The organism is Streptomyces sp. NPDC028305, assembly GCF_055569495.1.
Window position 1 is genome coordinate 555901 of sequence record NZ_JBVHTN010000007.1, and the last position, 23771, is coordinate 579671.

The following is a 23771-nucleotide window of genomic DNA, read 5'->3' on the forward strand; positions in this document are numbered from 1 at the left end:
GGTGAATTCGCAGGTGACGGGATGCAGCAGCGATGAGTGGTTGAAAGGTCCGATCAGACAGGGGTGTTGGAGGGATGGGCCAGTGGCGCCGGGAGGCCGTCGAGGAACAGCGCCCCGGCGAGCACCGCCGCGCTGCCCCGGGGCGCCACGCCCAGCTGGCGCAGCTCGGCGTCCAGCGCGGCCAGGGCGGCCGTGCCCTCGGCCGTCGCCGCGCCGCCCGCCTCCAGCACGGCGTGCGCCCCGTCCTGCACCCGCCTGAGCCCGGGCGGGCCCGCGCGGTACAGCGGCCCGGTGTCCTGGAGCGTGCTCATCACGGTGACCAGCGCGTCGAGGCGGGCCTGGGGCTCGGTGGCCCCCGCACCCCGCGCCCTGGACAGGGCGTCCAGGGCGCGGCGTACATGCGGAAAACCGGCCCGCGCCTCGCCCCGCGCGCCCGCCGCGCCATAGGTGGCCGAGACATGCGAGCCCGGCGAGGGCCTGCGCGGGGCGCGCCGGTCCGGGTGGGCCGCGATCCGCTTGGCGGTGGCGGGCAGTTCGCGGGGCGGGGCGCCGGGCTCCAGGGCGGCGGCCGCGACCAGCAGCCCCGTCACCCAGAGCGCCCCGCGGTGCGGGCCCGCGGCCGGGCCGCCGCAGGCCCGGGACATCGTCCACTCGGCTCCCCGGCCGATCGCGCCCAACTCCTCGCGGAGCGCCCGCGCCGGCGTGCCGGGGCGGCGGGCGGCCGCCGCCATGGCGGCGAACGCGGGCGCCAGCGCCTTGGCCGACCAGCGCAGCGCCAGCAGGTCCGTGCCGGTCGAACGGGCCTGGAGATCGCGGGCGTCGGCGAGGCCGGGCTTGGGCGTCAGCTCCGCCTGCGCGACCAGGGCCCGCACGGCGGCCCGCGCCAGGGCGTCGTCCGTCGCGGCCGGGGATCCGCCCGCCGCGCGGGCCGCGGGGCTTGCCGAGTGGTGTTCCGACATGGCCGCGACGCTAGTCGGCCAAGCTGTCGGAGAGATGGGTCCTTTCTGTGCGCGCGCTGTGCGGGGCGGACCCGGCCGGATCGGTGCTGTCGAGCGGGGTGTTGAGGTCCCGGTCCAGGGTCTCCGGGGCCATCCGGGTGGTGATGAGGCTGACCACGGCGACCAGCGACATATAGACGGCCACCGGGATCCAGGACCCCGAGAAGGCGGTGACCAGCGCGGAGCAGATCAGGGGCGCGACCCCGCCGCCGATCACCGAGGAGAACTCGCGGCCCAGGGTGACCCCCGCGTAGCGGTAGCGGTTTCCGAACAGCTCGGGGAAGTAGCTCATCTGCACACCGACGGCGCCCTGGCAGGCCAGGATGAAGCCGATGACGATGGCCACGGTGATCGCGACCTTGGAGCCGGAGTTCAGCGCGACGAAGGTGGGGGTCGGCAGCAGCACCAGGGCGCCGACGATCAGGGAGTACACGGGGCGCCGCCCGAAGCGGTCCGAGAGCGTGCCGAAGCAGACCGCCGCGACGCCGCCGCACAGGGCGCCCAGCAGCAGCACTTCCGGGACGAACTCCTTGTCCACGCCCACCGAGGACACCAGGTACGAGGCCATGAACACCTGGTACGTGTACGACTGGGTGCTGATTCCGAAGTTCATGAAGAGCACCAGGAGGGTCGGCTTCCGGCCGTGCCGGAAGACCTCCTTCACCGGTGACGCGGGCCGCTCGTGCTGCTGCTTCAGCTCCTTGAAGACGGGGCTCTCGTGCAGCTTGCGCCGGATGACCATGGCGGCCACGGTGACCAGCAGGCTGCTGCCGAAGACGAGTCGCCAGCCCCAGCTCATCAGAGCGTCGTCCGACAGCCGCTGGGCGAGGATCCAGGCCACGGCGCCGAGCGCGGTGCCCAGCGCGGCCCCGGTCATCACCAGGGAGGCCAGTCTGCCGCGCCGTCCGGTGGCCGCCGTCTCGGTGAGCAGGGTGGCGCCTCCCGACTGCTCGGCGCCCGCGCCGAAGCCCTGCGCCATGCGGCAGAGCAGCAGCAGGATCGGGGCGAGCAGGCCCACTTGGCCGTACGTCGGCAGCAGGCCGATCGCCAGGGTGGAGCCGCCCATCAGCAGCAGCGTCGCCACCAGCACCCACTTGCGGCCGAGGCGGTCCCCGTAGCGGGAGAAGAACAGCCCGCCGAGCGGCCGGGCGGCGAAGCCGACCGCGTAGGTGCTGAAGCTGGCGAGGATGCCGACGGAGGCCGACACATTCGGGAAGAAGAGATCGCTGAAGATCAGGGCCGAGGCGGTGCCGTAGATGACGAAGTCGTACTGTTCCAGGGCGGTGCCGATCAGACCGGCCCAGGCGGCACGACGTACCGCGCCCGGGTCGGCGGGCGTCTCCTCGGGCGGGGCGGTGGTGGTCGTCGTGGGCGGGGGCGCGGTGGTGCGCGGGGTGTTGTCCATGATCCATGCCTCCTTGAACGGATCGAATTCCGGAGCGGTTTCAGGGCAGGGCAGAGCAGGGGTGAGGGGGACGGGGGAGGGACGGGCCCCGGGCCGGGGGCCCGGGGAGCCGGAGAAGGGGGATGCGAGGGTTCGCCGAGGGCGCCGGCCAGGGGCCGGCGGCCGGGAACGGGCGGGGTGGGCCGCTGTTCCGGCCTGCGGCTCAGCCGCGAGACCGGCCCTGGCGATCAGGATCCGCGGGACGCCGCTCAGGCGCCGGGGCGGCCCGCGGATTCGACGGGAAGGGGGGCCACGGCCTTGGCGGTGGCCCGCAGGGCCTCGGCCGCCGCGGGGGCCGGGCCGAATCGCACGATGATGTCGATGAGTTCGGCGGTGCGCGCCGCGAACGCGGGGTGTTCGGGCAGCCCGTCGCCGAGCAGCCCGCCCTCCAGAACGGCCTCGACGAAGGCTGCCCCGGACGAGGCGCGGACCCGTTCGGCGGTCGCGGCGAGCGACTCCCGGGCCGGATCCACCATCGCGGTGGCGTGCGGGCCCGGCGAGAAGCCGGCCGGGGGCGCCACACAGCACAGATAGGCGGCAACCGTCAGCGCCAGATGGTGCGGCATCCGCCCGGCGCGCAGCTGGAGCAGGGCCGGGTCGGGCACCCGCTGGCGGAGCTTGACCGAGCCGTCCGAGCCGACCTGCCGGGTGCGGTGGCCCAGCGCGGAGTTGGCCCAGCGGTCGAACAACTGGCCCACGTAGCCGTCGAGATCGATGTCGGCGGGCACGGTGAGGCTCGGCAGGTACTCCTCGTACAGCACGCTCCGCGCCGCCTCGGCGATGAACGGCCTGGCGACCGCGTCCGGGATGGTGTCCCGCCCGTCCAGGGCGCCCAGATAGGCGATGAGCGAGTGCGTGCCGTTGAGCAGCCGCAGCTTGAGCAGCTCGTACGGCTCGACGTCCGCCGTGAACAGGGCCCCGGCCGCCTCCCAGCGCGGACGACCGGCGGCGAACCGGTCCTCCATCACCCACATGGAGAACGGCTCGGCCGGCACCGGCACGGCGTCGCGCACACCGAGGTGGGCCGCGACCGCGTCGCGGTAGGCGTCGGTGGTGGCGGGCACGATCCGGTCCACCATGGAGCCGGGGAACGCCACCGAGCTCTCCAGCCACGGCACCAGCTCGTCGCGTTCGGCGGCCGGGAGCGCCTCGGTGAACTCGCGCACCAGCCGCCTCGTCAACTCGCCGTTGCCCACCAGGTTGTCGCAGCTCAGGACGGTCACCGGCCGCGCGTGGCCCCGGCTGCGGCGCTGTAGCCCCCGCACGATCCGCCCGATGGTGGTGCGCGGTGGCGCGTCACCGCGCAGATCGGCGCGGACCGCGGGCGCGTCGAGATCCAGCCCGTGGGTGCGCGGGGAGAAGGTGTACCCGTGCTCGGTGACCGTCATGGTGATGACGGCCGTGCCGGGCGCGGCCAGGGCGTCGAGCACGGCGTCCGGCTGCTCCGCGGCCACCAGCGCCCCGGTGTGCACGGCGGGGACGGTGACCCGGGTGCGGCCGGGGGAGATCTCCACGACCGCGTAGCGCAGGTCCTGCTCGTGCATCGCCCGCACCACGTCGGTGGAACGGCCGGCGACGCCGAGGATGCCCCAGGGGCCGTCGGCCTGGGCCAGCGCCGCCGCGGTGTGGACGGCCTGGTGGGCGCGGTGGAAGTTGCCCAGGCCCAGGTGCACGATGCCGGTCTCGGCCGGTGGCCGGGCGAGAACCGGCGCGGCCGGGGGAACCGTCGCCCGGCCGAGGCGGGGCAGAGTCGTCGATCGCATCGTCACCAGTCCGTCATCGAGCCGTCGCGGCGCCGCGCGACGGGCAGGTAGGCGGGCTCGTACGGGAACCGGGCGGCCAGCTCCTCGTCGACCTCGACCCCGAGCCCGGGCCGGTCACCGGGGTGCAGATGGCCGTCGGCATAGCTCCACGCGTGGCGGAACACCTCGTGCACGACCGGCTCGTAGCCCATGTACTCCTGAATGGCGAAGTTCGGGGTGGCGAGGCCCACGTGCAGCGACGCCGCGAGGGCCACCGGCGAGACATCGGACGGCCCGTGCGGGCCGAGCCGCACCTGCCAGATCTCGGCGAGCGCCGCGATCCGCCGCAGATGGCTGATCCCGCCCGCGTGGGTCACACAGGTCCGGACGAAGTCGATCAGCTGCTCGGTGATCAGCGTCTGGCACTCCCAGACGGTGTTGAACACCTCGCCGATCGCCAGCGGCACGGTGGTGTGGAGCCGGACGTGCCGCAACACCTCCTGGTTCTCCGCGGGGGTGACGTCCTCCAGCCAGTAGAGGTCCACCTCCTCCAGCGCGCGCCCGAGCCGGGCCGCCTGGCCCGGGGTGAGCCGGTGGTGGGCGTCGTGCAGCAGCGCCAGCTCGGGGCCCACATGCGCGCGGACCCCCGCGAGCACACGCGGGGCGTGCCGGAGGTAGGAGTCGGTGTCCCAGACCTCCTCCACCGGGGCCGCGCCACGCCCGGCCGGCTCGTACCCCGGGCCACCCCTGGTCACCCCGTACACCGTGTCCAGACCGGGGACGCCGCTCTGCGCCCGCACCGCGAGAAAGCCCTGCTCGCGCCGTGCGTCGACCGAGTCGAGCAGCTCGGGGAGGTCCCAGCCGGTGGCGTGGGTGTAGGTCAGGATCCGGTCCCGCACCGCGCCGCCGAGCAGTTGGTACACGGGCTGGCCGGTGGCCTTCCCCTTGATGTCCCACAGCGCGAGGTCCACCGCGCCGATGGACGTCATCGTCACCGGGCCGCGCCGCCAGTACGCCCCGCGGTAGAGGTACTGCCAGGTGTCCTCGATCCGCGCCGGGTCCCGGCCGATCAGCAGGGGAGCCACATGGTCGCGCAGATACGAGGCGACCGCGAGCTCACGGCCGTTGAGCGTGGCGTCGCCCCAGCCGACCAGGCCCTCCGCGGTGGTGATCTTGAGCGCGACGAAGTTGCGGCCCGGGCTCGTCACCAGCACATCGACCGCGACGATGGTGTCGCTCCCGGGCGTCCCGGCCTCCATCGGGCGGTTCACGGCGCCACCGCCACGACGTTGCGCAGCGGCTCGCCCGCGGCCAGCCGGCCGATGTTGGCGGCGATGTCTTCGGCCCGGCGCGCGAAGGTCTCGCGGGTGAGGCCCGAGGAGTGGGGTGTCATCAGCACGTTGTCCAGCGTTTCGAAGGGATGGCTGCTGGGGGCCGCGGAGTGTCCATCGGCCGGGTAGCGGTACCAGACGTCGAGCGCGGCCCCGCCGATCGCGCGGTCGCTCAGGGCGCGGTAGAGCGCGTCCTCGTCCACGACCGGGCCGCGGCCGACGTTGACCAGCACCGCCGACGGGCGCATCCGGGACAGCTCGGCCGCGCCGATCAGCCCCGTCGTCTCGGGAGCGAGCGGCGCCGACACCACCACCAGGTCGGAGCCCTCCAGCAGTGAGCCGAGGTCGCAGATGGTCCCGGACCAGTCCAGCCCCTCGGCCGCCGCGTCCACCTCGCCGCGCCGGGTGACCGCCACGCCCCGCGCGCCGAACGCCCGGAACCGCTGCCAGCAGCGCGCGCCGATGTGCCCGAAGCCGATGAACCCGACCGTCGCCGCGCCCAGCGTGTCCACCCAGGGGGAGCGCGGGTCGTACGCGGGGGAGTCCCACCGCGCGTGGCGCAGCGCCTCGTGCTGCCGCAGAAAGCCGCGGCGCAGCAGGATGGCGGCCGAGACGGCGTACTCGGCGATCGAGTCCTCGTGGTGGAAGGTGTTCGCGACCTGGGTCCCCGGGGGCAGCGCGGCGATGTCGATCCCGTCCGTTCCGGCGCCCGCCGCGTGGACCAGGCGGAGCCGGGTGGCGATCTCGGCCCTCCGGCGGTCGCACTTCCCCGACACCAGCACATCCGCCGCCTTCAGGGCGGCCTCGACCGCGGCGCCGTCCCGGACGTCCGGCCAGCTGACGGACACCCCGTCCGGGAGCGCGGCCTCGAACTCGGCGCGCAGCGGGTCGAGATTGGGGTCGACGACCACCACGGTCAGTGTGTCGGCGGTCATGATCCGCTCCTTTCCGCTTTCGCGCGGCCCGCCACGGCACCGTGCCCGTCGGGCCGGGTACGGGCCGCGCCGGTCGAGCCGCGCACGATGAGCTGGGTCGGCAGCCGCAGGGTGCGCGGGGTCTGCCGCTCGCCCCCGATGACCTTGCCCAGCAGCTCCAGGGCGAGCGCACCGGCCCGCACCATCGGCACCGCGATGCTGGTCAGGGACGGCTGCGACACCTCCGCGAACGGGATGTCGTCGACGCCGATCACGCTCAGCTCCTCGGGGACGCTCACCCCCAGCGCCCGGGCGCCGGAGACCACCCCGAGCGCCACCAGGTCGTTGTGCGCGATCACCGCGGAGGCGCCCGAGGCCAGCACACCGGCAGCGGCGGCGGTCCCGCCCGCCACCGTCTCGGACTGCCAGCCGAGCAGCGTCAGCTCCAGCCCGGCCCGCTCGCTCTCCGCGCGGATCAGCTCCACGCGCTGCGCGTTGGACCAGGAGCGCTGCATGCCCTGGACGTAGCCGATGTGACGATGGCCGAGCGCGGCCAGGTACTCGACGGCCTGGCGCATGCCCTGGGTGGCGTCGGCCAGCACACAGTCCGCGCCAGGGGTCTCACGGTTGACCAGCACGGCGGGCGTACGGCCGCAGATGTCGAGGACCTCTTCGCCGTCGAGCCGGGGCGAGCACACGATCAGCCCGTCCGCCTGCTCGCGCAGATGGGCGAGGACTTCGCGCTCGTGGTCCGGGTCGAAGTCGGTGTCGGCGAGCACGACGGTCTGCCCGCGGCGCCAGCCCGCACCCTGCGCGGCCTTCACAAAGGCGCCGAACACGGGGTTGGCGATGTCGGGTACGACGACGGCGACCGTGGCGGTGCCCGCGTCGGCGGTCGGCTCGGCCGTGCGCGCCACGGGTGGCTCGTAGCCCAGCTCCTGCGCGACGGTCAGTACCTTGCGCAGGGTCTGCGGTCCGAGCCGGTTGGGGTCGCTGAACGCGCGGGAGGCCGTGGACAGCGCGACATTGGCGCGCTTGGCCACATCAGTGAGGGTGGGGGTCATGGGGACTCCGCTCCTGGTGCGACGGAGTGGGGGAGGTGAACGACATGTTTCATGGTCGTCACCCTTGCGCAACCTTGTCAACGCTTGCCAAAACATTGGCAAGGGCACCGGAGGCTCTGGATCAAGGCGTGGGCGGAGGGGCGATCTGAGTGCAAACGCTCAGGTGGGGGCGGGGCCGGGGCCGGTCTCACACTCGGCACTCGACGGCGCAGCCGCGCAGCTCGTAGCCGGCGATCTCGTCCTTGAAGCCGACCTTCGGCGGGGCCGCCATCCGGATTCCCGGCAGGGCGAACAGACGGCTGAGGAAGATGTCCGTCTCCAGGATCGCGATATGGGCGCCGGGACACTTGTGCGGGCCGTCCCCGAACGACAGCCCGGCCGCACCGGAGCCCTCGGACACGGGGCGGCCGGGGCAGATCCGCTCAGGCCGCCCGCCCATCGCGCGCGCGTCGACATTGGCGCGCTCGATGTCCACGTCCACCAGCGCCCCGGCCGGCAGCGTCACCGGGCTGTCGCCGCCGTCCAGCTCCAGCGGGGCGGTAGTACGGCGGCGGAGCCGGCCGATGACCGGCTCCAGCCGGAGGATCTCGTGCAGGATCGCGAGCCGGCCGGCCTCGTCCGCGCCCCGGTAGCGCGCGAGCAGCGCGCCGTCGGTGAACAGATGCCAGGCGGCCGCATTGATGAACTCCCGGGTGGTGACCATCCCCGCGGCGGCGAAGGTGAGGCACTCGCCGAGGATCTCGGCCGCCGAGCACCCCTCGTCCAGCAGATGGGAGATCAGGTCGTCCCGGCGCCGCCGGCGGCGGGCCCGCACGGCCGGGCGCACATCGGCCAGATAGACCCGCAGCCAGTTCGCGGTCTGGCGCAGCAGCCAGTAGATCCCGTGCAGGCTGGTCAGCCCCGGCCGCCCGAACTTCTCGGGGAAGAAGCGCTCCAGCCGGTGCCGGATGCCGGGCCGGCTCTCCGTCAGACCGATCACGGACGCGGCCACTTCGATCGACAGATGGAAGCTCAGATCGGCCAGATGGGCCCGCCCCGCGGCGCGGACCCTGCCGATCTGCACCTCCGCGGCCCGGACCATGACCTCGCGGTACCGCTCGTCGACGCGGCGGGGCGTGAAGAACCGGGCGGTCTGCCGTCGGTGCTCACGGTGTTCCGGGCCGTCCCGGTAGAGCACCGGCCGCCGGAGCCCCGACGGCAGGTTCTCCACGGTCTCGATGCCGAGACCGGCCTGCACGGTGCCGGTGGCGCGCAACACGGCGCGCGCCTCCGGGTATCCGCGCACCTGCCAGACCCCGTCGGGGCCCCGCCGCACCGGGCAGTCGGAGGCTCCGTCGGGGTCCGCCGACCGCTCGATCTTGCGCGCCCCGTGTTCCATCCGTCCCCCCCCCGCCTCCGGCCGGTCCGTCCGTCCCCAAGGACACTCGTCCCCCGTGGCGGGCCGGATTAACGCATTGCCGAAGCCCGGTGTCCGCGCGGCGTCAGAAGCGGGCGCCGAGGGCCGAGCCGTCGCGGGGGACGAGGAAGGGCGAGGACGGGATCGAACCGTCCGCCGCGCGCGGACCGGTGATCGTCGCCGGGTCGGTGCTCCGCACCGAGCTCTCGTTCCACACCCCGCCCAGATCCCAGGAGTTGCCCTTGGAGGTGGAGCTGCCGAGGTGGACCGGCTCGGTGTCCAGGAGGGAGAGGTTCGCGTCGAGCGTGGCGTGCGACCGGTCCGTCCGGAAGCCGCTGCCGCCGTTGCGGTAGGTGGTGGTGCGGGAGATGGCGAGGTTGCCCGGGTTGCCGTTGTCGGTGATGCCGTGCGCCGCGTTGCGGAAGGCGAGGGAGTTGCGCAGGGAGTGGTCGGCCGCCGGGTCCACGTCGCCACCGCCGCCCATCTTGAAGCCGTTGCCGTCACCGGTGAAGTCGGGGAAGTTCCACCGGTTGAACCCGTTTCCGTAGGCGATCGTGTTCTCGATGCTGATCGCGGAGGTGAACTGCCAGGCGTCGAAGCCGTCGTCCGCGTTGTTCCACAGCCGGGCGCCGCGGACCCGATTGCTCTCGCCCTGACCCTCCTTGATGGCCAGGCCGTCGGCGCTCTCGCCGTTCTTGCGCGGGTCGTGGTTGCCGTACGAGTCGAGGTTGGTGATCAGGTTGCGGCTGGAGGCGCCCTGGAGCTGGAAACCGGACTCGTAGTTGTCGCGCGTGGTCAGCCCGGTGAACTCGTTGTCGTTGCAGCCCGCGCAGTAGATCCCGTACGGCCCGCGGATGATCTCCAGGCCCTGGATCCGCCAGTACGACGCCTCCTGGTGGATCGCGCCGCGCTCGGCCCGGGGGATGGAGCCGCCCACGGGGGTGTGGCTGGCGGGCAGCCGCTCGCCGTCGATGACGACGTGCTCCCCGGAGTAGTTGGTCAGCGTGATGGGGCTGCCCGCCTTGCCGGAGGTGGCGATGGTGATGTTGTCGGTCAGCTCGTAGGTGCCGCCACGCACCGCGATGGTGTCGCCGGGGCCGCTGCTGTCCACCGCCGCCTGAATGGTGGCCAGCGGGTCCTCGAGGGTGCCCGCGCCCGTGTCGTGCCCGCCGACGGCCACGACGATCAGCCGCGCGTCGGCCGCGGGCGCCGCGGATGTCGGGGATGTCGCGGATAACGCCTGCGGCGCGCTCACCGCCGCCATCGACACCGCGCCGAGCAGCACCGTCACGGCTTTGTTGACCTTCACCTGGGCCCATCCCTTCACCGGTCCGTCCTGGCTCCCGGCTCTACGTCGCCGCTCCGGCCGGATAGGTTGCCGCCCCAGGGGCCGGGGCGCCCCGCGGGGGACACCCCGGCGGTGGACGGGGGGCTACAGGCTCTGCGAGAGCAGCAGCTCGTGGGCCAGCCGGGCGCCGCGGGACGCCGCCTCCGCGGCGGCGGTGTCCTGCGTCGGGATGTTCTCCAGGCCCTGGGCGAGCGCCCGGACCGCGTCGGCCAGGGTCTGCACATGCGTCTCCAGCAGCCGCAGCCGGTCCTCCTCACTCTGCGTGCCCAAGGTGCTCGGGCGGGTTCCGGCCTCGTGTTCGGTGGTGTGGTGCGTCATCTCCGGGCCCTCCTCCCGGGTGCGGTGGTCTCCAAGGAGAGGCGTCTCCTCTCAGCCTCGCACCTGGGACGGCGCCGCGGTATGCGGTGGCGGCGGACACCGACGGTGACGGCGGCGCCACGGGGCCGACGCGGCGCGGGGGCGGTACGGGCGTCAGGCGCGGATCGTCTCCATGTCCCGCAGGGCCGCGAGGAGTTGTGGTGTCACATGCCGGTGGGTGCGGGCCGACTGCTCCGGGGGATATCCCCGGGGCACCGTCTCCACCAGCATGATCAGATAGAGATAGGCGCGGTAGAGCGCCAGCCGCAGCCGCACGGAGGCGTCGAAGCGCGGAGGGCCGGCGACCTCCGCGTAACCGGCCACGAAGTCCGCGTCCTCCTCCAGGTTTCCGAGCAGCGCCAACGAGACGAAGTCGGCCACGGGGTCGCCCCAGAACATCCGCTCGCCGTCGATGACACCGCTGAGGGTCCGGGCCCCCGCCTCGCCGTCGAGCAGCAGGTTTCCGTCCCACAGGTCGAAGTGGACCAGGGCGGGCCGGGCCACGTCGTCGAGTGCGCCCGCCGCCGCGGCGAACAGCTTTCTGACCTGGGCCGGTGGCACGGGGAGCGGCGCCCGGTACCGCTCGGCGTCGTCGAGTACCGCGTCCGTCATCGCGATGAACGCCTCCCGCCAGCTCGCGGACAGGGGGCCGAACGGCTCGGCGGGGTAGCCGAAGGCGGTTCCCGTCACGGTGTGGAGTCGGGCCACCAGCCGTCCGAGCTCCTCCCTGAGGCGGCGGCGCTCGTCGTCCCCGATCGCCCCGGAGAGCTGGTGCCACGGTGCGCCGGGGCGGAGGGTGCTGATCAGATAGGGCCCGCAGGCCGCGTGCGGGTCGAGTTCGCTGTGCACGATCTCCGGCACCGGGATGTCCGCCGCCAGGGCCGCCGAGGTGTAGAAGACCACTTCGCCCCGCAGGATGTCCCGCTCGTAGCCGAGTGCGGGGGTCTGTGCGGGCGGGGGGACCTTCACCACCCACTGCCGGCGGTCGTCGAGGTCGACGCGCACCACGGTGTTGTACGTCCCGCCGGTCAGGGGTGTGCAGTGCGCGGCGTCCGCGTCGGCGACCCCCGCGGCCTTGAGCGCGGCGGCGGCCGCGGCGACCTGGTCGTCCTGGGGCTGTCGGCTCACGCGTGTTCCTCCTCGGCGGGCCACCCACCCGGCAGCCGGCCCGAGGGACGGGTTCCGGGCCGGAGGCCGGGTGGGCTTTCGGGTCAGACCTCCAGGTCGCCCTCGATCTTACGCAGTTGATGACGGGCCATCGCCAGGTTGGCCCGGTTCTTGTCCAGCGCCAGATAGAGGAAGAGCCCCTGGCTGTCCCGCCCCTTCAACAGCCGGATCAGGTGGTACTGGCTGCCGAGGGTGATCAGGATGTCCTCGATGCTGTCCTTGAGACCGAGCTGCTCCATGGTGCGCACCTTGGCGCGCACCACATCCGTGTTGCCCGCGGCGGCCACCGTCAGGTCGAGCTCCTTCCCTCCGCCCAGGGTGCCCAGGGCCATACCGCTGGAGTAGTCGACCAGCGCGACGCCGAGCGCGCCCTCGATGCTCGTCATCGCCTCTTTGAGCGCGGTCTGGGTGTTCGCCATGATCGTGGCAGTTCCTTTCGATGGGTGGTGTCCGGATGGTGCCGCTGTCGCGGCGGTGGGGGAAACCAAGGTGGGAGGGGACCGTGTGGTCAGGCCTGCTCGGCCTGGCCGAGTGCGTCGCCGACCAGTTCGGCGACGCGCGCGCCCGCCCTACGGGCCTCCAGATGGAGCCGGCCGACGTTGGTGCGCCCGTCCGCCAGCACGGTCAGGACGGCCGCGGGACCCGCGGCGTAGGTGGCGACATAGCCGTCCTCGCCCCGTACCAGCAGCTCGCGGAAGGCCCCCCGGCCGGTGGCCTCCGCCATCGACCGCGCCACCCCGAGGGCCGCGGCGGTCAGCGCGGCGACCCCCTCGGGCTCGATGGCGGCCGTGTCGTGCGCCAGCACCAGGCCGTCGCTGGTGGCGGCCAGGGCCCCGGTCACATCGGCGACGCGCGCCCGCAGCCGCCTGAGCTCCTCCAGCACCTCGGGCTCGGCGGCCATCAGCTGCTTCCTTTCCGTGCGCTGCCGCTCCGTGCGCTGCCGCAGGGTGCGTCTCATGAGGCCGGTCACCGGGCGGGCCGGGCGGTCGGGGGAATCACAGGTGTGCCTCCAAGGCGTCACGGAGCCGGCGCAGCAGGGTGATGTCGGGGTCGGCGAAGACGGCCGCGGCGGGGCCGCGGCCCGGGGTCGGTGGCGGGGGAGTGCGGGGCCGGGGTGTCTCGACGTGTCCCGCGGCCGCCAGCCGCCGGATGTCGATGAGGGTGTGGAAGGCGGGGCGCCCCAGGGCCCGGGCGATGGCGGCGGGGGTGCGGACGCCGTCGGCGAGCGCCAGCACCGCGCGCTGGCGGCGGGTGACCGGCGGGGCGTGGGCGTCGGAGCGGCGGGCCGCCACGGGCTCCTGGTCGACCTGCGGATACGGCCACAGATCGGCGAGCAGTTCCTGGCGGCGAAGGGTCTCCCGCTCGACGGCGCCCGCGTCCACCGGGCGCACCGGGCCCAGCCAGTGGGCCGCGCCCCGGTAGAAGCCGCGCGGACGGCTGTCGGGGCCCAGCGCGAAGTACGCGGCGTCGAACAGCGCGCCCAGGTGGCAGATCTCCAGCTCCGCGAGCGACAGCCGGCCGGTGTCGACGAGGCACCGGCCGACGCCGCCGAACGCCTCCCTCCGGTCCACCGCCTCCCGCCAGGAGTCGGCGGTGAGCCGCCCGCAGACGGTCAGCAGCACATCGATGCCGGGGGCCGCGGCGCTCTCGGCGTGCATCACCCGGCCCTCGGTCAGATACACCGTGCCCGCGTCGCACAGCAGGGCGCCACTGGCCCGCTCGGCGGCGAGTTCGGCGAGGCCGGGCGCGCGATGGGCTCTGCCGGAGGTCATATGAGCGCCAGACGCCGGGCCAGATCGCGCAGCCGCATCCGGGCGAACGCCAGGTTTCCCTCCTGGCGGTCGAGCCACAGATAGAGGAAGACACCGCTGTCGAAGGCCGTGTCGACGAAGCGCAGCAGGTGGTAGCAGGTGCGGGTGGTGACGATGACGTCTTCCACGGGCGCCGCCCCGGCCGCCTCGTCCTCCGTGTCCGTGTCCGTGTCTGTGCCTGTGTTGTCTGCCATGAGCGAGGCGAACGCGGTCTGTTCGGCGGCCATGCGGGCCAGTTCCGCGGTCTCCGCGGCGGTGGCCTCGGGGTCGCCGCCCCGGGTCTCGCCGACCATGCCGAGCGCGAGCCCGCTGGTCCACTCGATCACGGCCGCTCCCCGCGCGCCGTGCACGGTCATGGCCTCGAGCAGACACTCGTCGATTCCGGGCATGCGGCTCCCCTCCAGCGTGGCCCGAGTCGCACCGGCGGCGTTTCGCCAGTGACGACGAGGTTACGCACCGTTCAGCCTTGGGGAGGGAAATCCGGCAATGCTCCGAAACAACGGGGTGTTTGTAGTAGAGTCCGCGGCCCCGTCGGGTCAGGTCACGGGCGGCCGCTCGGCGAGCCGGGTCATCTGGCGGCGCGCCAGTTCGGTGGTCCGCCGCATATGCCGCAGCAGCACGGCGAGATCGGCCTCGCCGTCCTCGTGGAACAGTTCCTCCCAGCCGGCGCCCAGCTCCCGCCACACGGCGCCGAACCGCTCCAGCGCCCCCGGCACCACCTCCACCAGGACCCGCCGCCGGTCCTTCTCGTCCCGGCGGCGGGTGACCTGGCCGGCCTTCTCCAGCCGGTCCACCAGCCGGGTGGCCGAGCCGCTGGTCAGCCCGGTCAGCTCGGCGATCCGCCCGGTGGTGACCGGGCCGTCCTCGAGCGTGAGGAGGTTGAGGCACTGGAGATCGGTGGGGTGCATCCCCAGATGGTCCGCCACCGCCTGGTTGAACAGGATGTACGAGGCCATATAGCGCCGGGATTCCGGCCCCAGCTCCGCCAGCAGATCTTCGCGTGCCATCGGCAGGGCCTCCCGCGCCTCTCCGTCTCCAAATGGGGCGTCTCGTGCCGGCCGCGGACGGATGCGCCGCGCGGCCGCTGCGCCGCGCAGACATCTTACGGCCGGGCCGAGGCCATAATTATTTGCGTCACGCAGTCACTGCGTCCTATGTTTCTCTGCGTGACACAGATAAGTGATCAGCTTCCGGTGGCCGTGACCGGTGCCACCGGCGCCCAGGGCGGCGCCACGGCCCGAGCGCTGCTCCGCCTCGGCCGCCCCGTCCGCGCCCTCACCCGCGACCCCGCCTCGCCTGCCGCCGCCGAATTGCGGGCGCTCGGCGCGGATGTGGTCCGGGCCGACTTCGACGACCAGGATTCGCTGGCGGCCGCGCTCGCCGGCACCGCGGTGCTCTTCGCGATGTCCACGCCGTTCGGCAGCGACCTCTCCGCCGAGGTGCGCCAGGGGGTCGCCCTGCTGGACGCGGCTGCCGCCGCCGGGGTGCGGCACACCGTCTTCACCTCGGCCGCCAACGCCGACCGGTCCACGGGCATCCCGCACTTCGAGAGCAAGTGGCGGATCGAGCGGCACCTCGCCACCCTCGATATGCCATGGACGGTGATCGGCCCGGGCGCCTTCATGGAGAACTACGCGAACGGCTGGACCACGCGATCGCTCCGCGAGGGGGTCTTCCCCCTGCCCATGCCGCCCGGGCGCCCGCTGCCGGTGATCGCCGCGCGGGACATCGGCGCCTTCGCGGCCCTGGCGCTGACCCGTCCGGCGGAGTTCGCCGGGCGCCGGATCGACATCGCCTCGCAGTGGCGGACCCCCGAACAGATCGCCGCCGCGATCAGCGCCGCGAGCGGCCGTCAGATCCGCTTCCAGGAGGTGCCGCTGGCGGTCGCCGAGACCTACTCGGACGACCTGGCCGCCATGTTCCGCTACTTCCAGGAGACCGGGCTGGACGTGGACATCGACGGACTGCACCGCGACCACCCCGGAGTGGGCTGGCACACCCTCGAGAAGTGGGCCGCCGACCGCGCGTGGGACCTCTGACGCCCCTCGGGCCCCCGCCGGGCCCGAACCGCCGTGTCCCAGCCGGGTGGGACACGGCGTACGAGGTCAGCGGGACGGCTGCTGAGCCGCCCAGGAGTCGAGCACCGTCAGCACGTCCTTGAGGGTGTGCGCGGTGGCGTCGGGCTCGGCCGAATCCGGCCCGAGCTCCTCGTCGGGGATCTCGCTGTGCGGCACCCAGATCGTGCGCATACGGGCCTGCCGCGCACCGTAGATGTCCTCGAAGAGCCGGTCCCCGACGAAGGCGCACGCGCCGGGGTTGTCGGCGCCCAGCCGCTCGGCGATCAGCTCGAAGATGAGCGGGTTGGGCTTGGTCCAGGGCACCTCGCTGGAGTACACCGCGGCGTCGATGAGGTCATGGACGCCGTCCCGCTCGAAGATCTCGTGGTGCCATTCGGCCGACCACAGCGTGTTGGACAGCACGCCGACGCCCAGGTCCCGCTCGCGCAGCGTGCGCAGCAGTTCGGCCCCCTCCGGGTCGAGATAGGTGTGCTCCTCCCAGGCCCGCCGGTAGGCCGCGATCGCGGTGCCGTCCGGCACCACCTCCGCGGCGCGGAACACCTCGTCGAGGGTGGCCGAGCACTGGGTGTCCCGGCAGCGGGCCGCCAGGTCCCGGTCGGCCCGCAGCAGCCGCTGGGCGAGGTCCGGCGCGCCGTCCGGGTCGATCTCGCGCGCGGTCTCGAGCCAGATGCCCGCCAGATCCACCGTGTGCCACGGAGTGAGCGTTCCCGCCCAGTCGAAGACGACGTACTTGATGGTCATGCTGTTCCTCACCCTTCCCGCCCGAACCGGTCACGCCTGCCGTTCCCTGCCCACCGCGGCCCGCAGCAGTACGACGCCGACCGCGCATCCGGCCAGCAGCGTCGGTCCCACCGCCCACCACCCGTCAGCCGCGGTGACGACCAGACCCACCAGCGGCGGTCCCGCGAGCGATCCGACGCTGCCGAGCTGGGCCACCAGGCCGTTGGCGACGCCGACGTCCGCGCTGGTCCTCACCACGAGGGGGAGGGCCGCGAAGACGGTGGCGACGACCAACTCGTTGGTGACCGCGATCAGCACCGCGCTGGTCATGGAGATGCCCAGCCCGCCCGTCGCCCCGAAGGCGGCGAAGGCGCCGGCCGGCATCAACAGAGCAGCCGTGAAAAGGTACTTCATGGGCGCCCCCCGGCGCAGCAGCACACTCGCCGCGAAGCCCCCCGCGACCCCGGCGAAGGACACGCTTCCGGTGAGCGTCCCGGCCGCCGCGGTGGGCACGTCGAACTCGTCGTGCAGATAGGTGGGGTACAGCGCGACGAAGGTGACGATCGTGGCGCTGATGGTGGCGAACCCGGCGCCCAGCGCCACCGGGCGGGCGAGCCTGCGGGCGCGCGCCCGCAGGGCGGGGGACCCGGCGCCGTCCCCCGATCGCGTGACCCCCGAACCCTCCGGGGCCGGTCTGTCCGCGCCGGGTCTCGCCGATTCCGGTCCGTCCGAGTCCGAGCCCGCGTCCGCGTCCGCGGCGCGGGCCCCGGGCAGCCGGAGCGCCACACCGGCCACCACGAGGGTGGCGGCCGCGGCGACCGCCAGGGAGGTCCGCCAGCCGAACCCTCCGGACAGCAGCCCGCCGCCGAAGGCGCCCAGCGCGAGCCCCACCGGCATGAAGGTGCCCCAGATCGCCAGCGACACCGTGCGGTGCTCGTCGTCGCCGAGCCCCAGGATCAGCACGGGGGCCGCGATCACCACGACCACATAGCCCACGCTCTCCACCAGCCGCCCGCCGAGCAGCAGCGGAAAGCCACCGGCCCGGGAGACCAGCAGCCCCGCGAGCCCCATCACCACCAGACCGCCGATCAGCGTCCGCCGTGGATCAAGGGGGCGCAGCGCGAAGCTCACGGCCAGACCGAGCACCGCGGCCACCGCGGTGACCGAGGACGCGACCAGGCCCACTTGCCCCAGCGACAGTCCCAAGTCGCTCTCGAGGTCGATGGATACGGGGGTGATTCGGCCGATGCTGGTGGCGGCCATGACCCCCGACAGGTAAATTAATGTGAAATTCCACCAATAAGTGCGCTGCCCATGGACATGCTTGTTCTGCTCGCCGGATTCCGGAATCCCCGCGTCGGCGGTATCAGTGGTGTCGCTCTTCCTGCCCATCGGTCAAAGCCCTTTCCTTACGGGTCGACGAATCGGTCAACGGCATACATCGTGCGGAAACTCAGGGGAGGATCGCTCGACATGGTGGCAGCAGAGGATGGGACCGCGCCGCGCTCCGGCATTCTTGTGCTCGGTTCGCTGGCGATGGACCGTAAGTTTTTCGCCGCCGGGCTGTTCGGCCGCGGAGCGGCCCGCGGTGAAACGGTGTGGGCCGTGGAGCGGCACCACGGCGGCATCGGCCGGAATATCGCGACGAACGCGGCCCGGCTCGGCCTGCCGGTCACCTTCGTCGGCCTGTCCGGATTCGGCCCGGACGCGGCGGAGCTGGAGGGCGCGCTGTCCCGGCTGGGTGTCGTCCTCCACTTACGCCGCGCCGCCGAGGGCGTCGGCCGGTTCGACGTCACGCTGGATACGAACGGCTCACAGCTCTCCGCGCGCATCGCGCTGCCCGACCCGGCCCTCGGCAAGGCGCTGTGCGGACCGGAGCTGGCCAGGAGCATCGCCACCGCGGGCGCGGTGGTGATGGAGGGCGGGCTCGACGAGGACCTGATGGTGTGGGTGTCGGAACAGGCACGACGTCACGCGGTGCCGGTGTGCTGCCTGCCCACCCGGCAGGCCGACTTCGGCCCGCGCGCCCATCTGCTGCCCCGCTACGACGTGCTGGTCCTCAACGCCAAGGAGGCGCGCACCCTGCTGGGACAGGACCCCGGCGCGCCGGCCCGCCCCGCCGAGCAGGCAGGCCTGCTCCTGCGCCGGGGCCCGGAGGTGGTCGTGGTCACCGACGCCGCCCGAGGGGCCGCCCTGGCGACCGCGACGGGCCCCGGGCCGGTGCACCTCCCGGCCGAGCCGGGCGTATGCACCGACGACACGGGCGCGGGTGACGCGCTGGCCTCGGCCTTCGTCGTCGCCCTGGTGAACGGCGAGACACCGCGGGAGGCTCTGGCCCAGGGGCTGCGCGCGGCCCGGGTGACCATCGAGTGCCCGCAGACCACCTGCCACTCCCTGTCTCCGGCCGTCGTCGGTGCGGAGCCGACGGGGCGCGACCCTGTCGAAAGGGAGAGCGCGCGGAGGCCCCGAGGTACGAGGGGCCGAGCACGGTCGACCGTCGACAGGGGCTGAGGCGCCCCGGAGGCGTACGGAGTGTTGCAGTTCAGCCGCAGCTGACGGTGGAGGCCACCCGGTGCGCGCGCATCGTGATGCCGTCCGCGGCGAGGGCGCGCTCGATGACCTCGTGGTCGTACGACGCGAGCCCGGCGTCGGTGAGGATCTTCAGATCCGTGGAGTGCATCGGGAAGTCGTCGATGCTCCCCTGGCGGACCTCGCCCACGTTGTGCCCCGAGAAGCCCTCGGGCAGCTCATACGCGCGGTCGGCCAGGCAGGCGAACATCAGCAGGTGGTAGTCGCCCTGCTCCCACGCGCCGGTGAACTCGTAGACGGCGAAGAGCGAGCAGGAGTCCACGAGGATGCCGGTCTCCTCGTGGGCCTCCCGCCGCGCCGCGTCACAGGCCGCCTCGCCCGGCTCGATGCCTCCGCCCGGCAGCAGCCAGCTCCCGGCGTACGGCCCCTTCAGCTGGTGGACGAAGGTCACGGTACGGCCGGGCCCCGGCACCACCAGCAAGGCGGCGGGCAGCACACGGTCGAAACGGCTCATGCTGATGTCCTCATTCAGTACTCGGTGGGCCGCCCCTCGGGCGGAATGACCAAGGCCAGGCCCACGCGTTCGCCCTCCACCCTTCCCTTGCGGTGATATGGCTCCGTGTGCGTGGTGAAGCCATAAGTGGCCAGCGCCTGTCCGGGATTCGACAGGTCCGGGCCGCAGATGATCACCTTCGAGCGCACATCGAACGCCATCGCCTCCGCCACCAGCTCCTGGCTGGGCTCGTCGGACTCGATGTACGCCACGAACTCACCCCTGGCCTTGAGCGAGTAGCGTACCGAGCGTACGGAGTGCCCCCGACCGCGCAAATGCGCGTACATCAGATACTCGTTCTGGAAGCTCATCAGCGTCAGACCCGAGGTGGCCCCCGCCACGATGGTGGGAAACGGCGCGCCCGGCACGGCGGCCACCCGGTCGACCGTCATCACATTGCTGCGACGGGCCTCCGCGTAATAGCCCTTGAACTCGCCGAACGGGCCCTCGACCTCGTCCCTGGCCAGCACATGCCCCTCGATGACATGGGTGGCGTCGTCCGGCACCGGAGGGCTGCCGCCGAGGCCGAGCGGGCGCCCCAGCAGACGGGAGGCGATCTCGTAGTCGTCGCCCTCGGCGGGCAGCCGAGAGGCCGCCACCACGCTGATGGCGGGATCCGCGCCCAGGAACACCGAGATGGGCATGGGCCGTCCGCTCTCCAGCCAGGCCCGCAGATTGCGGTGGCCGTCGGTGCGCGGGTCCAGGAAGATGCGGACCTCGTCGGGCGCGACCACCTGGATGCGGTAGAAGCCGAGGTTGACGCCGCTCCCGTCGGGCCGGGTCGTCACCCCCACGCCCGCGGTGATGTACGGTCCGGCGTCGCCCGGGCGGTGCTGGAGGATCGGCAGGGCGTGCAGCAGCCCGCCCAACTCCTCCCGGCGATGGCCGCCTTGGGACGCGCGCACGGGATGCGCGGGGCCCGTCAGCCGGTCCGACATCTCCTCCAGGCGCTTCTCCTCGGTGGTGCCGAGCGCGGCGAGCAGCACTGCCCGCGGATACGGGTGCCCGAGCACCCGCCCGCCGGGACACTCCGCGACCCGGGTGAACACCGTCGTCGGACGTGTCCCCAGGGTCTTCTCGAACTCGGCGAGGGCGCGCGCCACCTCCACCCGTCGGCTGAGCGGGGTGTCACAGGTGTACAGGTCCACCGCGTCGTAACAGGCGGGCAGGGACACCTCGGCGGCGTTCTCCACCGGCACGAGCCCGCGGCCGGGCAGCCCCCGCGGGCCTCCCGCCGTCATCGGCGCCCCGTCCGCGCGGTGGCCGGGAGGGGGCGGCAGTCCGCCGTGCTCTCCCGGTCGGTCTCCCACGGAAAGACGATCCAGTCGTCGATGACCGCGGGACAGTAGTCGGGCACATAGCCGGACCGGTGGTTGCGGACCACCGCGGCGAAGCGCACATCGGACCGCGCCACCCCGGCGTCCGCCAGATACGCCAGCACCACATCGGCCGTGGAGCCGGTGCCGACGATGTCGTCCACCACCAGCACCCGGTCTCCCGGGCCCAGCTCGGGCGGGGAGCCGATGTCGATGACCGGCGCCTGCTTGGCGGCGTAGCGGGTGTCGTCCGCGGTCCTGCGCACCCGGATGGTGTGCTGGACGGGCGCGTCGAGGGCGCAGGTGAGAAAGCCGGCCGGGGTGAGACCGCCGCGGGCCACCGCCAGCACCGCGTCCGGCCGGAAGCCCTCGTCCCGCACCTGTGCGGCGAGGTCCGCCATCAGCTCCCCGAAGGAGGCCCAGTCCAGGAGGTACGGCCCCTGCCGGGACCACATGCCGGGCCGCTCACCGGCCACCGCGGGGGGCGTCGTGTCTCCGGACTCACTCATCGCCCACCGCCCGGGAGACATGGTCGATGTCGATCTGCTCCGAGCGCTCGCGCGCGTGCGGGCGGTTCTCGGCCCGGCCCGCGGAGGTCACCCGGATGAACTCGGCGCGTTCCCGGAAGCCGGCCATGTCCCGCGCCCCCGAATAGCTCATCGCCGACTGCACACCGCCCATGAGCCGGCGCAGCGTCCTGGCCACCGGGCCGGTGGCGGGGAAGGTCGCCTCGGTGCCCTCCGGCACATAGTCGTCAACCTCTTCCCGGGTGATCCTCTCGCCCGCCGCATGGCGCAGCGTCAGCTTCATGCCCAGGGAGACGAACCCGTTGCTGACCCGGTACGAGCGCCCGTCCCGGGTCACCGGGGTGGCCGCGCTCTCGTCGGCGCCCGCGAGCGCGGAGCCCAGCATCACCGCGTGTGCCCCGGCCGTCAGCGACTTGGCGATGTCGCCCGACTCCCGGATGCCGCCGTCCGCGATCACCCCCACCCCCCGTTCGGCCGCCGCGGCCGCGCAGTCCATGACGGCGGTGAGCTGGGGGACTCCGGTGCCGGCCACCAGCCTCGTGGTGCACACCCCGCCGGGCCCGATGCCCACCTTGACCACATCGGCGCCGGCCTCCGCCAGGTCCACGACCCCCGCGGCCGTGCCCACGTTCCCCGCGACCAGCGGCATCCGCGGGTAGGCGGCCCGCAGTTTGGCCACCGCCTCGATCACCTGGTCGCTGTGGCCGTGGGCGACGTCCACGAAGAGGATGTCCGCCGCGTGTTCGACCAGGCGCTCGGCGCGCTCCCGCCAGTCGCCGGTGACCCCCACCGCGGCGCCGGCCAGCAGCCGTCCGTCGGCGGCGCGGGTGGCCTCGGGCGCCGCGCCCTCCTCTGACCGGTGCGCCTTGACCGCGTCCAGGTGGTCCAGCTGCTGCTCCACGGTCTGCATCCGGTGCAGCACGCCCAGACCGCCGCTCAGCGCCATGGCCACGGCCATCCGGTCGCCCGTGCACCACTGGGTGTTCGCCGAGATGACGGGCGTGCGCAGCACGACGCCCGGCAGCAGCTCCGAGGAGGTGTCGGCCTGGCGGCGACTGGTCAGCGAGGTGCGCTGGGGCACCAGCAGGACATCGTCGAAACTCAGCCCGGTCCGCGGAGGTTCACTTTTCCGCACGAGATCTGTCTCCCTTCTCGACTGGGGCGGCCGGGCGCTCAGGAGCCGGGGCCGCGGAACGATTCGCTGGTGAGGGTGAGCAACTCGGTGCGCCGGGCGCTGTCCTGGAGCGCGCCGCGCCACACGGCCGTGGTCATGGTGGCGGGGGTACGGATGCCGCGCATGGCCATGCACAGATGCTCCCCCTTGCCGATCACGGCGACGTCCGGGCAGCCGGTGAGCTTCTCGACATCGTCCGCGATGTCCTGCGAGAGCCGCTCCTGAGACTGGAGCCGGTGTGCGTGCTGGTGCGCGATCCGGGCGAACTTGCTGAGGCCCAGGACCTGTCCGCGGGGGAGGTAGCCGATGGTCATCCGGCAGGAGAAGGGTAAGAGGTGGTGTTCGCACAGCGACCACACATGGATGCCGGAGACGGCCACCAGATCACCGCTACAGCTGGACTCGAAGACCGTATCGGTCGAACCGGGAGCGTACTCGGTGAACTCACGCCACCAACGCGCGTAGCGGGCGGGCGTGTCGCGCAGCCCTTCGCGTTCGGGATCCTCACCGATCTCCACGAGAAGCTGTCGGGCGAGTATTTCCAGGGGATCCTGGGGCGTCGCGCTCCGGTCGATCCGGTTGCTCCCCGGCAATTCGCTTATTCCACTGCTCATCAAACACCTCGTTTACTGCCCCATATGGTCACATGCAGCCGTCCGGACAGATTCCACTTCCGTCCGACGACCTGGTCCGCGAGCGTGCGGATGCCCTCGCTGATCTCCTCGGGAGACTGTCCGCGCGGCATGATCCAAATGTTCTTCAGCGAGTGCTGTGCGACGAGCGCGTCCACCTCTTCCAGGTCGGAGGCCGCCGCACAGACGAACTTGAAGGCCGTGCCGGGAAGCCGGGTGAACTCGCGCAGCACTTCCGGCACGATCCTGCGATTCTCGGCGACCCCCGAGTGGGCGAGTTTCGGCGACACGTTGAACCGCGCTCCGGTCGCGGTGAGCGCGTCTTCGGGGGCCACCGTCCCATTGGTCTCGATCTCCACCGCGACCCCCGCCCCGCGCAGCGCGCGGACCACCGGCACCAGCCTGCTCTGCTGGTTGAGCGGCTCCCCGCCGGAGACGACGATCAGGCCGACGCCGAAGTCCAGCAGCCGCCGCGCCACGTCGTCCGGGTCCAACGGGTGCAGCTCCTCGGCCGGGCGGTAGGCGATCCCGGTGTCCGAGACGCCCTTCCAGTCCCAGGTGTACGGAGTGTCGCACCAGCGGCAGTCCAGATTGCAGCCTCCCAGCCGCAGAAAGGCGCAGGACGTGCCCGTTGAGGGCCCTTCTCCCTGTACGGCCCTAGGTGGGCCCG

General features: G+C 73.0%; 25 protein-coding genes. 2 read left to right on the top strand and 23 right to left on the bottom strand.

The genetic code is table 11. The annotated features are described in order from the left end of the window. Positions 1-53 precede the first annotated feature (53 nt). From ACZ4WQ_RS31960 to ACZ4WQ_RS32030, 15 genes are all read right to left on the bottom strand, one after another. Positions 54-959 carry a triphosphoribosyl-dephospho-CoA synthase gene (locus tag ACZ4WQ_RS31960; protein WP_398373500.1) on the bottom strand — a complete coding sequence of 302 codons (906 nt, stop codon included), beginning with the start codon at positions 957-959 and terminating at the stop codon, positions 54-56. A 10-nt stretch (positions 960-969) separates the two neighbouring features. Continuing rightward, on the bottom strand, positions 970-2403 hold the full coding sequence (locus ACZ4WQ_RS31965) for an MFS transporter (RefSeq protein WP_358842583.1): 1434 nt from the start codon (positions 2401-2403) through the stop codon (positions 970-972). 248 nt (positions 2404-2651) lie between these two features. After that, on the bottom strand, positions 2652-4205 hold the full coding sequence (locus tag ACZ4WQ_RS31970) for a mannitol dehydrogenase family protein (RefSeq protein WP_398373501.1): 1554 nt from the start codon (positions 4203-4205) through the stop codon (positions 2652-2654). 2 nt (positions 4206-4207) lie between these two features. Continuing rightward, a complete protein-coding gene (gene manD, locus ACZ4WQ_RS31975) occupies positions 4208-5443 on the bottom strand; it encodes a D-mannonate dehydratase ManD (protein WP_311729057.1) in 1236 nt (411 codons plus the stop codon). Between the two features lie 8 nt (positions 5444-5451). Then, entirely contained in the window at positions 5452-6450 is a 999-nt protein-coding gene (locus tag ACZ4WQ_RS31980; protein WP_398373502.1) for a 2-hydroxyacid dehydrogenase, read from the bottom strand. Further along, complete coding sequence (locus ACZ4WQ_RS31985; protein WP_311728920.1) at positions 6447-7493, bottom strand: LacI family DNA-binding transcriptional regulator; 1047 nt, start codon at positions 7491-7493, stop codon at positions 6447-6449. The genes ACZ4WQ_RS31980 and ACZ4WQ_RS31985 overlap by 4 nt, the downstream gene beginning before the upstream one ends. A 187-nt stretch (positions 7494-7680) precedes the next feature. After that, the gene (locus ACZ4WQ_RS31990) at positions 7681-8871 is read right to left on the bottom strand and encodes a cytochrome P450 (protein WP_398373503.1); all 1191 of its coding nucleotides are present in this window, start codon (positions 8869-8871) and stop codon (positions 7681-7683) included. A gap of 103 nt (positions 8872-8974) precedes the next feature. Next, a complete protein-coding gene (locus ACZ4WQ_RS31995; protein WP_398373653.1) occupies positions 8975-10198 on the bottom strand; it encodes a right-handed parallel beta-helix repeat-containing protein in 1224 nt (407 codons plus the stop codon). 123 nt (positions 10199-10321) lie between these two features. Then, positions 10322-10555, bottom strand: a complete 234-nt coding sequence (locus ACZ4WQ_RS32000) for a hypothetical protein (protein WP_385337128.1) — start codon at positions 10553-10555, stop codon at positions 10322-10324. 153 nt (positions 10556-10708) lie between these two features. Then, the gene (locus ACZ4WQ_RS32005; protein WP_385337130.1) at positions 10709-11722 is read right to left on the bottom strand and encodes a phosphotransferase family protein; all 1014 of its coding nucleotides are present in this window, start codon (positions 11720-11722) and stop codon (positions 10709-10711) included. A gap of 83 nt (positions 11723-11805) precedes the next feature. Further along, the gene (locus ACZ4WQ_RS32010) at positions 11806-12180 is read right to left on the bottom strand and encodes a hypothetical protein (RefSeq protein ID WP_311728925.1); all 375 of its coding nucleotides are present in this window, start codon (positions 12178-12180) and stop codon (positions 11806-11808) included. 89 nt (positions 12181-12269) lie between these two features. After that, on the bottom strand, positions 12270-12719 hold the full coding sequence (locus tag ACZ4WQ_RS32015; RefSeq protein ID WP_311728926.1) for a roadblock/LC7 domain-containing protein: 450 nt from the start codon (positions 12717-12719) through the stop codon (positions 12270-12272). 37 nt (positions 12720-12756) lie between these two features. Beyond that, positions 12757-13533 (bottom strand): transcriptional regulator, encoded by a 777-nt coding sequence (locus ACZ4WQ_RS32020; RefSeq protein ID WP_398373504.1) that lies wholly within the window; start codon positions 13531-13533, stop codon positions 12757-12759. Then, positions 13530-13961, bottom strand: a complete 432-nt coding sequence (locus tag ACZ4WQ_RS32025) for a hypothetical protein (protein ID WP_398373505.1) — start codon at positions 13959-13961, stop codon at positions 13530-13532. The genes ACZ4WQ_RS32020 and ACZ4WQ_RS32025 overlap by 4 nt, the downstream gene beginning before the upstream one ends. Before the next feature lie 147 nt (positions 13962-14108). Continuing rightward, a complete protein-coding gene (locus ACZ4WQ_RS32030) occupies positions 14109-14579 on the bottom strand; it encodes a MarR family winged helix-turn-helix transcriptional regulator (protein WP_398373506.1) in 471 nt (156 codons plus the stop codon). Between the two features lie 159 nt (positions 14580-14738). Between ACZ4WQ_RS32030 and ACZ4WQ_RS32035 the strand changes: the two genes are divergently transcribed. After that, positions 14739-15611, top strand: a complete 873-nt coding sequence (locus tag ACZ4WQ_RS32035) for an NmrA/HSCARG family protein (RefSeq protein WP_398373507.1) — start codon at positions 14739-14741, stop codon at positions 15609-15611. A gap of 66 nt (positions 15612-15677) precedes the next feature. On the opposite strand, the gene ACZ4WQ_RS32040 is transcribed toward ACZ4WQ_RS32035, so the two are convergent. Together ACZ4WQ_RS32040 and ACZ4WQ_RS32045 are read right to left on the bottom strand one after the other, a co-directional pair. Further along, positions 15678-16391, bottom strand: a complete 714-nt coding sequence (locus ACZ4WQ_RS32040; RefSeq protein ID WP_311728931.1) for an HAD family hydrolase — start codon at positions 16389-16391, stop codon at positions 15678-15680. Positions 16392-16421: 30 nt separating this feature from the next. After that, positions 16422-17762, bottom strand: a complete 1341-nt coding sequence (locus ACZ4WQ_RS32045; RefSeq protein WP_385337144.1) for an MFS transporter — start codon at positions 17760-17762, stop codon at positions 16422-16424. Positions 17763-17843: 81 nt separating this feature from the next. Here ACZ4WQ_RS32045 and ACZ4WQ_RS32050 point away from each other — a divergent pair, with 81 nt between their 5' ends. Continuing rightward, the gene (locus ACZ4WQ_RS32050; protein WP_398373508.1) at positions 17844-18881 is read left to right on the top strand and encodes a PfkB family carbohydrate kinase; all 1038 of its coding nucleotides are present in this window, start codon (positions 17844-17846) and stop codon (positions 18879-18881) included. Between the two features lie 31 nt (positions 18882-18912). On the opposite strand, the gene ACZ4WQ_RS32055 is transcribed toward ACZ4WQ_RS32050, so the two are convergent. Genes ACZ4WQ_RS32055 through ACZ4WQ_RS32080 form a run of 6 tightly spaced genes read right to left on the bottom strand, consistent with a single transcriptional unit; the run spans position 18913 to position 23712 of the window. Then, on the bottom strand, positions 18913-19413 hold the full coding sequence (locus ACZ4WQ_RS32055; protein WP_311728934.1) for an NUDIX hydrolase: 501 nt from the start codon (positions 19411-19413) through the stop codon (positions 18913-18915). Between the two features lie 14 nt (positions 19414-19427). Beyond that, on the bottom strand, positions 19428-20762 hold the full coding sequence (locus tag ACZ4WQ_RS32060; RefSeq protein WP_398373509.1) for a UbiD family decarboxylase: 1335 nt from the start codon (positions 20760-20762) through the stop codon (positions 19428-19430). Next, positions 20690-21277: a phosphoribosyltransferase gene (locus ACZ4WQ_RS32065; RefSeq protein ID WP_352132217.1), complete on the bottom strand. Its 588-nt coding sequence runs from the start codon at positions 21275-21277 to the stop codon at positions 20690-20692. The genes ACZ4WQ_RS32060 and ACZ4WQ_RS32065 overlap by 73 nt, the downstream gene beginning before the upstream one ends. Beyond that, a complete protein-coding gene (gene guaB, locus ACZ4WQ_RS32070; protein ID WP_398373510.1) occupies positions 21270-22430 on the bottom strand; it encodes an IMP dehydrogenase in 1161 nt (386 codons plus the stop codon). The genes ACZ4WQ_RS32065 and guaB overlap by 8 nt, the downstream gene beginning before the upstream one ends. 38 nt (positions 22431-22468) lie before the next feature. Continuing rightward, a complete protein-coding gene (gene folE, locus ACZ4WQ_RS32075) occupies positions 22469-23083 on the bottom strand; it encodes a GTP cyclohydrolase I (RefSeq protein ID WP_311728938.1) in 615 nt (204 codons plus the stop codon). Continuing rightward, entirely contained in the window at positions 23083-23712 is a 630-nt protein-coding gene (locus ACZ4WQ_RS32080; protein ID WP_468022676.1) for a 7-carboxy-7-deazaguanine synthase QueE, read from the bottom strand. The genes folE and ACZ4WQ_RS32080 overlap by 1 nt, the downstream gene beginning before the upstream one ends. Positions 23713-23771: the final 59 nt, after the last annotated feature.